The organism is Stenotrophomonas sp. (assembly GCF_032061965.1).
Classification (GTDB): Bacteria; Pseudomonadota; Gammaproteobacteria; order Xanthomonadales; family Xanthomonadaceae; genus Stenotrophomonas.
The window spans coordinates 45,253-53,592 of sequence record NZ_DAMBEF010000027.1 but is presented as its reverse complement, the minus strand read 5'-3'; the positions used below and the strand labels follow the sequence as shown (position 1 = coordinate 53,592).

The 8,340-nt window shown below is 60.6% G+C and carries 11 protein-coding genes; 5 read left to right on the top strand and 6 right to left on the bottom strand.

Going from position 1 to position 8,340, the window contains the following annotated elements:
- The first annotated feature begins 269 nt into the window (after nt 1–269).
- Nucleotides 270–800 carry a lipocalin family protein gene (locus RT460_RS14030; RefSeq protein ID WP_313319537.1) on the top strand — a complete coding sequence of 177 codons (531 nt, stop codon included), beginning with the start codon at nt 270–272 and terminating at the stop codon, nt 798–800.
- 208 nt (nt 801–1,008) lie between these two features.
- Here the strand turns inward: RT460_RS14030 and RT460_RS14025 are convergent, their stop codons facing one another.
- Nucleotides 1,009–1,275: a DUF333 domain-containing protein gene (locus RT460_RS14025; RefSeq protein ID WP_313319536.1), complete on the bottom strand. Its 267-nt coding sequence runs from the start codon at nt 1,273–1,275 to the stop codon at nt 1,009–1,011.
- 285 nt (nt 1,276–1,560) lie between these two features.
- Here RT460_RS14025 and RT460_RS14020 point away from each other — a divergent pair, with 285 nt between their 5' ends.
- The 3 genes from RT460_RS14020 to RT460_RS14010 all read left to right on the top strand — a co-directional run bounded on the left by RT460_RS14020 (nt 1,561) and on the right by RT460_RS14010 (nt 3,572).
- Complete coding sequence (locus tag RT460_RS14020) at nt 1,561–1,869, top strand: hypothetical protein (protein ID WP_313319535.1); 309 nt, start codon at nt 1,561–1,563, stop codon at nt 1,867–1,869.
- A 245-nt stretch (nt 1,870–2,114) separates the two neighbouring features.
- Nucleotides 2,115–2,345 (top strand): DUF1653 domain-containing protein, encoded by a 231-nt coding sequence (locus RT460_RS14015; RefSeq protein WP_313319534.1) that lies wholly within the window; start codon nt 2,115–2,117, stop codon nt 2,343–2,345.
- Nucleotides 2,346–2,777: 432 nt separating this feature from the next.
- Nucleotides 2,778–3,572, top strand: a complete 795-nt coding sequence (locus RT460_RS14010) for an undecaprenyl-diphosphate phosphatase (protein ID WP_313319533.1) — start codon at nt 2,778–2,780, stop codon at nt 3,570–3,572.
- A 1,112-nt stretch (nt 3,573–4,684) separates the two neighbouring features.
- Here the strand turns inward: RT460_RS14010 and RT460_RS14005 are convergent.
- Nucleotides 4,685–5,041: a YkgJ family cysteine cluster protein gene (locus RT460_RS14005; protein WP_313319532.1), complete on the bottom strand. Its 357-nt coding sequence runs from the start codon at nt 5,039–5,041 to the stop codon at nt 4,685–4,687.
- Nucleotides 5,042–5,278: 237 nt separating this feature from the next.
- Between RT460_RS14005 and RT460_RS14000 the strand changes: the two genes are divergently transcribed.
- On the top strand, nt 5,279–5,569 hold the full coding sequence (locus RT460_RS14000; RefSeq protein ID WP_313319531.1) for a hypothetical protein: 291 nt from the start codon (nt 5,279–5,281) through the stop codon (nt 5,567–5,569).
- 116 nt (nt 5,570–5,685) lie between these two features.
- Here RT460_RS14000 and RT460_RS13995 read toward each other — a convergent pair whose 3' ends face one another.
- From RT460_RS13995 to RT460_RS13980, 4 genes are read right to left on the bottom strand one after another with little or no spacing between them, the layout of a single operon-like run.
- The gene (locus RT460_RS13995; RefSeq protein ID WP_313319530.1) at nt 5,686–5,898 is read right to left on the bottom strand and encodes a hypothetical protein; all 213 of its coding nucleotides are present in this window, start codon (nt 5,896–5,898) and stop codon (nt 5,686–5,688) included.
- A gap of 42 nt (nt 5,899–5,940) precedes the next feature.
- Nucleotides 5,941–7,446, bottom strand: coding sequence for a tail fiber domain-containing protein (locus tag RT460_RS13990; protein ID WP_313319529.1), 1,506 nt, complete (start codon nt 7,444–7,446; stop codon nt 5,941–5,943).
- Nucleotides 7,446–8,012: a hypothetical protein gene (locus RT460_RS13985; RefSeq protein WP_313319528.1), complete on the bottom strand. Its 567-nt coding sequence runs from the start codon at nt 8,010–8,012 to the stop codon at nt 7,446–7,448. The genes RT460_RS13990 and RT460_RS13985 overlap by 1 nt, the downstream gene beginning before the upstream one ends.
- Nucleotides 8,009–8,338 carry a hypothetical protein gene (locus tag RT460_RS13980; protein WP_313319527.1) on the bottom strand — a complete coding sequence of 110 codons (330 nt, stop codon included), beginning with the start codon at nt 8,336–8,338 and terminating at the stop codon, nt 8,009–8,011. Before RT460_RS13980 ends, RT460_RS13985 begins: the two co-directional genes overlap by 4 nt.
- Nucleotides 8,339–8,340: the final 2 nt, after the last annotated feature.

Genomic DNA, 8,340 nt, shown 5'->3' with positions numbered 1-8,340 from the left:
GGTGTCTCCTTTGGGAAAACTAACACCTGAGCAGGTTTTCAGTGGGTCATTACAAAAGTGCAAATGTCTTATGCCCGGCATTTCCTGCCGAAGATGGCTCGGCACTGCGCTGTGCTCCACCACCCGCAAGCGAGTGAACACCACCTACAAGCAGTCACAATGCTGCGCGTCCGTCGCGGAGACGTCTCTACGCGCGCTCGACAAATCGTCACATGCGCCGGGCAGCAAACGGTGCATCCTGTGCGTGTTTCATCGACCAGGCGACCCAAATGCTGAAAAAATTCTTGTTAGTCGCACTATTGCTAATGTCTCCACTGATCGCCTACGGCGCCGAAGTGAAGTCTGTCGAAAACATCGACCTGCAACGCTATGCCGGCACCTGGTATGAGCAGGCCAACTTCCCGATGTACTTCCAACGCAAATGCGTTCGAAACACCACCGCAAACTACCGCCTGCTTGCCGATGGAAACATCGAGGTCATCAACCGCTGCGAAAAAGCTGACGGCAGCACGCTACAGGCAGAAGGCCTTGCCAAGCCCTCAGGCAATGGCCCTGCCGAACTGAAGGTGCGCTTTGCTCCCGCCTTCCTGTCGTTCCTGCCATTCGTATGGGCCGACTACTGGGTCATTGCGCTGGATCCCAACTATCAATGGGCGATTGTTGGCACACCCGACAAGGAATACCTGTGGATATTGAGCAGAGAAAAAGAGATTTCCGACAGCCTGCTCAAAGAACTCAGCGAAAAAGCAGAAACCCAGGGTTTCGATGTGTCGAAACTGCGCCTGACCGAGCAGCGCTAGAGCGCGCCCAGCTTCGATCATCAGCTGCAGTACCGGCTGATGGCGAAGCCAACGTTGACGCTCGACTTCGTTGGCCAAGCGAATCGGCGACTGCCGCTTCCCCTAACGCAATGAACCACGCGGCTGAATGGATCGTGCCCACTGCACGCTGAAGGACGGCGGGCAAAGGCAGCAACGGGCCCATCCAGCCCCAACGCCCCATCGCGCCCTAGTTGGAACTGGCCGCATTATCGCGCCGGAACAGCTCCCACTCTTCGATCTGGGTGCCATCCGCAAGATTGCAGATGCCGTACTCGCCACCCTCGCTGTTCTTCTTGATCTCGATCTTGCCGCCCTTCTTCACGCAATACTCGGAGGCGGGATTGGCAATGCCGACGCTCGGGGCAGCTTCGGCCTTCGCCTCGTTCTTCGGGGCACAGGCCGTCACTGCACCCAGCAAGGGAAGGACCGCAATACAATGAACAAGGAACTTCATGGGTGCACTCCGGGGCCATGGCCCATCGCTGTTTTCAGGCGCAGACTAGCAAAGGATTGTTACCCTCGCCCAACGCGTCAGATCGGTGAATTCGAAGGATTGCGTAGACGCTTTTCGCACGCGGGCCTCCCCGTCGTGAGGCAGCCAAGTTTCGCCCTCTGGTTATCACTGCACCCTCGGCCTGTCCGCAGCATCACCACTGCCGCGCCGGCCCCACTACCAATGCATAACAGCAGCGCCGATCTGAATACCAGTACGGCTCGCGCTTCGAACCAGGAAAGAGATATGCCAAAAGACGAGCTACTTCACGACATGTTGACCACCTTGGACAGGCTCATCAGCGTCTTCTCTTCCGCCACTCCGGATGAAAAAGCCTGGCGCGAGGCGATCACCGAGATGCGCGAGATCCGCGCCTCATTGCCCGCATCTGCAGTGTTGGAGAGATTCGTTGGCAAACGCATCAGGCAGTCTCTGGACATCCGCGGCCTGAGCCTTACCAACGGCCCCGCCACGCGAGCGTTGCTCGGCCCCACCATCGTGACCAACCTGACGCTTGCCCGACAAGTCCTGGAAGGCTACCTGGGCAAGCGCTGAGGATGGCATCGCGTCGCCACTCCCTGTCGGCGACCCCTGATCTGGGCAAGAAACAGGGACAGGATTGCATCACCCTCCGAAGGCGACACTTTCACTGTTCTTCGCGGTTCCATCTGGGCCAGCGAGCTTGAACCGATATTCGCCCATCGTCCTGGATGGACGCCGACCTCGCTTCCGATCCGCAGCGCAGCGCCTATTTTTCAGTTGCTACCTTCACTCGCCGTACCCGACAGAGAAAATCATCAATGTCCGATCTACCGCCCCTTCCCACTCTCGCGCTTGGACGCTATCGCCATTTCAAGGGCGGTGAGTACGAAGTCATCGGCCTCGCCCGCAGCAGCGAAACCTTGGAAGCACTGGTGCTCTACAAGCCCCTGTATGGCGACCTGGGCGTGTGGGCCAGACCCTATGCCATGTTCATGGAACAGGTGATTGTCGAAGGCCTGCCTCAGCCAAGGTTTGCCTTCGAAGGCTGACGCTTGCTGGCGCCGCCATACCAATGGGGCGTCGTGCAAGAACCGGAAAGCATGCACAACGAAAAAGGGCTCACGACGTAAGCCGCAAGCCCTTGTTCTTAAAGCAGTAATTGGTCGGGACGGCCGGATTTGAACCGACGACCCTCTGCCCCCCAGGCATCGGCACTGAGCCCAACAAGTTGTTGGAATCGTTAGGAAAGATTGGACAACTACCCGGGGCCGAAAGCCTCCACCACGGCCTTTGAGCATCAACGAGTTACGCGGCAATAGGGTGCACGCTACACCACCTCTTCCGGCTGCGAGCGGGCCGCCATTGCCTAGAACTTGGGGCCCTACCGCCGCAGCCTGTCGGCGGCGGCCTGACGCCCGCTTGCTCTGCCTGGGCAGCAGAGCTTTCCGCTATTCTCCCCCATTCCCCACATGCCACTCGCCATGACCGACCTGCTCGCCGCACTACTGCTCGGCATTCTTGAAGGCCTTACCGAATTTCTTCCCATCTCTAGTACAGGCCACTTGTTGATCGCCCAACAGTGGCTGGGGAACCGCTCGGATTTCTTCAACATTGTCATCCAAGCCGGCGCGATCCTCGCGACGACATTGGTGTTCCGCAAACGCGTCTGGGAACTCGCCACTGGCTGGGGCGATCCTGATACCCGCGACTACTCGCTCAAGCTGGCTGTGGCATTCCTGACCACCGCGCTGGCCGGATTGCCCGTCCGTATGTCCGGCTGGGAGCTTCCAGAGACCGTCGGCCCGATAGCATTGGCGCTGATCATCGGCGGTGCGTGGATGCTGATCGCCGAGCACTTCGCCGAGAAGCGCGGCGACGTTGCCACGATCACATGGAAGGTGGCGATCTTGGTAGGCCTCGCGCAAGTGGTGGCCGGCGTGTTTCCCGGCACCTCCCGTTCGGCGGCAGCGATCTTCGTAGCCATGCTAGCGGGCACCAGCCGGCGCTCATCGGCGACGGAATTCGTATTCCTGCTTGGTATTCCTACGATGTTTGCCGCCAGCGGCTACGCGTTCTTGGAGGTGCTGAGGGACGACGGGCTGTGCAACGAGCCTTGGGGTGAAATAGCGCTGGCGTTCGCTGCAGCGACCGTCACCGGCTTCATCGTAGTGAAATGGCTGCTCGGTTTCATCAAGGCCCACCGTTTCACCGGATTCGCGATCTATCGCATCTTGCTAGGTGGGCTACTACTGCTCCTAATGCCGGGAGGTAGATAATCCACCGCCGCCCAACGCCTCCCCTACTCTTGCTCTGCTCAACCCTGCGCAAAGCCTGACCCAGCGGCAGGACAAAGGCGCCCCCTTTACCGCCAGAAATGGCGTTTGCACCGTGGTGCTGGACATCTCAGGCCAGCGGTCAAACGTAGATGTACCCAGGGGTTTCGGCCTGACACGGCCCGAGATTGGCCCGGTAGATGGCCAGGCGGCTGCTGGTGCTGAAATGCGGGATTTTTCCGTAATTGGGGGCGCCAGGGGTTTTCACCCAAAAGGGTGAAAACCGGTCGCAGGCCAAACGCAACAGGCTTGATGTTGATTTTCACCGCCTACACCGGAGGCGCTAAAAATCAACAGTGGGTCATGGTCAGATGCCGAGCCAAGCTCTGCACTTGCCAGTCTCAGGCGATGAGCCAGCTCGGCTGGACCATTCGCACCATGACGCACCTGCCGCTTCCCTCTCAATTCGCCTGGCAAGACCACGTTGGCGGCCACGCCCTCACCCTGCGCGGGCAGATCATCGCGTTGACCGCTGACCTGCCGAACGGCCGCGCCAGCACGGTGCGGCGCTTACAAACGCGGAGCATGGCCCGGCAGTTTCACGACAACCCTCAAAGCGCAGCCCTGTTCTTAGCCAGGTGGGCAACTCGGTGGGAGCACCAGATTGTAGAGCTGTATGCAAGCTTGCCAATCTCGACGTACCAAGCCGCAACCACGGGTCCGATAGGTGCGGTAGCGCGCCTAGACCTTCCGCGTTGCAGGCCGCGGCGCAGAAGCCGCTGACTAAGTGCCGGATCACGACGAGTCTTGCGAGCGTCTCGCGCACAGAGGGGGTCCGTGCGGCCGGCGCGCTGGAGTTTGGGCTCGCAGCGCATTTCCCCTCTCGGTGAAGAGGGGGTCAGCCCAGCAACCACTGACGGCAAGAGAATATCCGTTCCCCCCTAAGAATTGCTACGCACTCAGGACACACACAGTGTTCGTAGGCAGAGGATTGCGTTTCGACCAGCGTGCCGCCCGGAGCCTTGATTAGCCCAGCCGCAACAAATTTCAGGTATATAGCGCACCCCAGTGCTTGCCTTGCAGCGACAACGCCTCAGCCGCGATTGCCCTGGTTCTTACAATAGAACTTGTCGCGTGCTGCCCAGGAACCTGTGAACCGCTTGCTCTGTTGTGTCATCGACCATATAAACCGGCCGCATGCCGTTAGGACAAGGGAGCCTGGGACTTGTACCGAACAGTCGGCATATTAAAGGTCGCTCCGCATATACCTCGCAGCCACTACTACCCAGATACGGGCAAGTGAGATCTGTCAGCGCACGCTCGTGTTCTTCATCGGACTTGACCGGTAACCTGGCGACCTCCTCCGACGACGCCGTGACGGGACCACAACAATCATGGCATCCCACAATGCATCGAAAGGTAGGGATCTTTTCGCGTAGCGACTCGAGGAGATCGGCATTGGTGTAGGGCATCGCCCGAATTGTAACGAGTTTGCCTCCCTCCTCCCAGACACACCGCCTTTTACGCAATCAGCCGCACGCCCCTTTTGCTGCCTTCTAGCAGCAATCTGCCCATAGAACGGGGGCGGCTCAGCGGAGCCGGAATATGGCCCTGCTCCACCGGATCTACGACGACGCGTGTCTTCACGTGGACCGCACCCCCAGCGGACATAATCCCGCGAAACACGATTGCGGTGGACGGGGGCCGTGATGCTGTATTCAAAATTACGCGTCAAACTTGAAGGTGCAGCCTGTGAACTGATGACCCACGCCTACGGACTCTCCCATGCCGAAAGGACGCTCAGGATGCATGAAATTGCGTTACTCGCTGGCCAGACCCTAGCGGCTGCCGAAGATCTGCAAAACCACTCCGAGATTGCGGCATCGATCGACGCGCTCATGCATCGAGTGCAAAGTCACATAGGCCTAGTGGAGCAGGGCGAAAAAATTCGTTTGATGGACCCGCCATGCCACAGTCCATTCGGCGGCGCAGACCGCTAATAAAAAGCCCGGCGTCCCGGGCCCCTACTCCCCAGTAGGGGCGGAATCATGCCAATTAAGCCTAATCGAGTCAACCGAGGTTGATTGAACGCATCGCGCCTTGGCAGCATCTGGAATTAGCCGCCCGCAGCAGCCAGCCCAATGAAGACTGCAACGGCGGTGATTTGCAGAGCGATGACTAGCCAATACAGCAGCGGCTGCTGTGCTCGACTGATCCCAATAAATGCTGGCATGCTCAAGACGTGACCTGATCGAATCGCCGAGATGGTGGCGATGCCCAGCAGCAGAGCTGCAATCAAGAAAACGAACGTCATGGTGGTCGTATTCACGGCTTCCCCAAGTCAAGGTGCTTAGGCCCTGATCGTACCTGATCACCCCAGCAGGTGTACGGCCAGCCTCTGCTCCATGGCATCCAGCCTATGGGCCAGTCCGCGAGCAATGAACGCCAGCAACTCGTCCATGCGGAACGAGTAGCGGTCGCCGGCAGGGCGATGCTCTTGCACGATCTCAAACCCGGCTTCCAGTGCTTCTTGGACCACGTTCCCGAAGTCGTCGACCACCTGCGGCAAGGCCTCCCACTCGTCGCGGATCTCTGGCAATTCATCCCACTGGTCATAGCAGATGAAGCCGTAGGCGAACGGGTCGAGTCCATGTGATTCAAGAACAGCAATCGCCCCTTGCACGGTCATGCCGATGTGCTGCCGGGCTGCATCGCCCTTCTCAGCAATCATCGCCAACCACTGGTAAACCCCGATCTCCCTGCCCAGCTCTGCGGCTGCAGCTAGCTCGGCAGCAGTGAACGGACGAACTGAGGTTTTCTCGCGGGCGTCCGATATGCTGATCGTGCCAGTCCCCGCCCATACAACACTGTGACGCAGACTTGCCGTTCCGGACGAGAACGTGTTGTCGGTGCTTGGGGCGTAGTCGCCCGCGACCACCAGCTTCGCACCAACAGCAGCGGCTGTGCCGACGCCGAAGTTCCCGTTGTTTGCGCATACATATGAATTGGCGCCTTTTCCTGCGATCACTGCGTTGTTCGACGCCGAGCCGTCGCCGAGATACACCGTGAAGCGCGCGGAGCCTGTCGTATTCGTATTGCGGAAGAATCGGAACTGCGAGGTTGCACTGTTAGTGCCCGGCTGAGGGTCGATGTCGATCAGCGTGTCTGTAGACTGAGTGTTGGTGAGCGTCATGCGGCCATTGGCGGCTGCGCCGACGGTAGCGGACCCCGAAGTGAAACCGACAATGGTCAGGCCCGACCCGACCACGGCGTCGCTCGTAGTCGTGACGGAAATGGGTCCAGTCAGCGCATTTGATACCGAGCCGTTGCCACGAACCAGCTGTGCGGTAGTGCCGCTCGGCTTCGGAAAATATTGAGAGTGCGGGTCGGCCGCGGCGACGTGAGCAGCGATAGCCACTGCAGCTCGCGCATCGGCCCTTGCGTTCGTGTAGTAAAGGTTGCCGCCCTCGGCGAGATCCGACGTGGTCGCTTCACTGGTGCCAGCCAGGCGCCCGTAGTCGTCGCGCAGGGTCTTCTGCAACGTGCCGCCGCCGGAATCGGTCAGCTCGGCCAAGCCAACGCTCGGGTTTCCAGCGACTCCATCGCCATCGGCAACATCGATGCCCTCGCCCGCTTCGATCTGCCGCTGGAACCATTCGCCGTCCGGGCCGCGCGTCGGGAAGCCGGTACCGACCAGCTTGGCCAGCTTCTGGATGTTCGCCGGGATCTCGCGGATCAGCTTCCAGACAGTCGCAGTAGGCCGTGGCGTCTCCGGCTGCGTTACCGGTGGAGTCACAGGCGCAGCCGGTGGCGTGGCCACGGGCACGCTGATGACCCGCCCCAGCTGGTCCTTCAGCTTGATCTTGCGACCTGCCATCAGCGCGTTGCCTCGACGGCACACCCTGCGACAATCACCGCATCGCGGTCGGCCCTCCAGCTATCCCACAGCCAGGTGATCAGCGCTGCGTCTGCGTCGGCTGCTGCAACAATTCTTGCCGCACTGTTGAAGCGCCCTGCGGCACCGGCTTGGAGGGCATCGGCGGCAGAACCACTGGCGCCGGTTCCGGTCGCAGGACAGGACCACTGCGGCTGCAGCTGCACATCACCGCGGCGCAGAGCAGTAGCAAGATCACGTTCGGCACGCTTCGCATCGTTCAGGGCCTTTTGATAGTTGGCGTCGGATTCGGCACGGCTCTTGGCCAGAGCGGTGGATGCGGCCTTGGCTTTGGCCGCCACCAGGGCAGAGGCATCAGCCAGGCGCTGCAGGGTCGCGACATGGGCTGCGTTGTCGGCTGCCCGCGCAGCTACCTCGGCCGTGTACTCGCCCTTCCAGTGGCCAGAGCCCCAGCGGTAGCCCAGCACCAGCAGCAGGAGGGCCAGCAGGGCGATCAGGGCCCAACGGATCAGGTGGGCGTATGGCCGCAGCGGATCGAGGTTGATCATGGCGTTGGCTCCAATGGGATCACCGCGCCGACCGAGCGCATGGCGCTCTCCAGCGTCAGCACCCGCAGCCGCAGCCGGTGCGCCTCTTCCTGTGCAGCCTGGCGCAGCTTGATTTCTTCATCCAGCTGAGCAGTGACGCGCGCCTGGGACTGCTCAAGCCGCTCGATGCGCTCGGTCAGGCCGCCCACCAGCGTGACGTTGGCGTCGGTCTCCGTTCGGTCCTTCTTCCGGCTGTTGATCACACCCCAAATTTCGCGGACCGCCCACAGCGCAAATGCGCCGCCGGCAGCCCACCACGGGGCAGTCGCGCTCGGGTCAGAATCCATCA

Bases quoted from the DNA above. Each gene is read 5' to 3' on its own strand.
- RT460_RS14020 (WP_313319535.1), top strand. From the start codon at position 1,561: ATGCCAAAAGACGAGCTACTTCACGACATGTTGACCACCTTGGACAGG.
- RT460_RS14025 (WP_313319536.1), bottom strand. From the start codon at position 1,275: ATGAAGTTCCTTGTTCATTGTATTGCGGTCCTTCCCTTGCTGGGTGCA.
- RT460_RS13985 (WP_313319528.1), bottom strand. From the start codon at position 8,012: ATGATCAACCTCGATCCGCTGCGGCCATACGCCCACCTGATCCGTTGG.
- RT460_RS13990 (WP_313319529.1), bottom strand. From the start codon at position 7,446: ATGGCAGGTCGCAAGATCAAGCTGAAGGACCAGCTGGGGCGGGTCATC.
- RT460_RS14010 (WP_313319533.1), top strand. From the start codon at position 2,778: ATGACCGACCTGCTCGCCGCACTACTGCTCGGCATTCTTGAAGGCCTT.
- RT460_RS14030 (WP_313319537.1), top strand. From the start codon at position 270: ATGCTGAAAAAATTCTTGTTAGTCGCACTATTGCTAATGTCTCCACTG.
- RT460_RS13980 (WP_313319527.1), bottom strand. From the start codon at position 8,338: ATGGATTCTGACCCGAGCGCGACTGCCCCGTGGTGGGCTGCCGGCGGC.
- RT460_RS14005 (WP_313319532.1), bottom strand. From the start codon at position 5,041: ATGCCCTACACCAATGCCGATCTCCTCGAGTCGCTACGCGAAAAGATC.
- RT460_RS14015 (WP_313319534.1), top strand. From the start codon at position 2,115: ATGTCCGATCTACCGCCCCTTCCCACTCTCGCGCTTGGACGCTATCGC.
- RT460_RS14000 (WP_313319531.1), top strand. From the start codon at position 5,279: ATGCTGTATTCAAAATTACGCGTCAAACTTGAAGGTGCAGCCTGTGAA.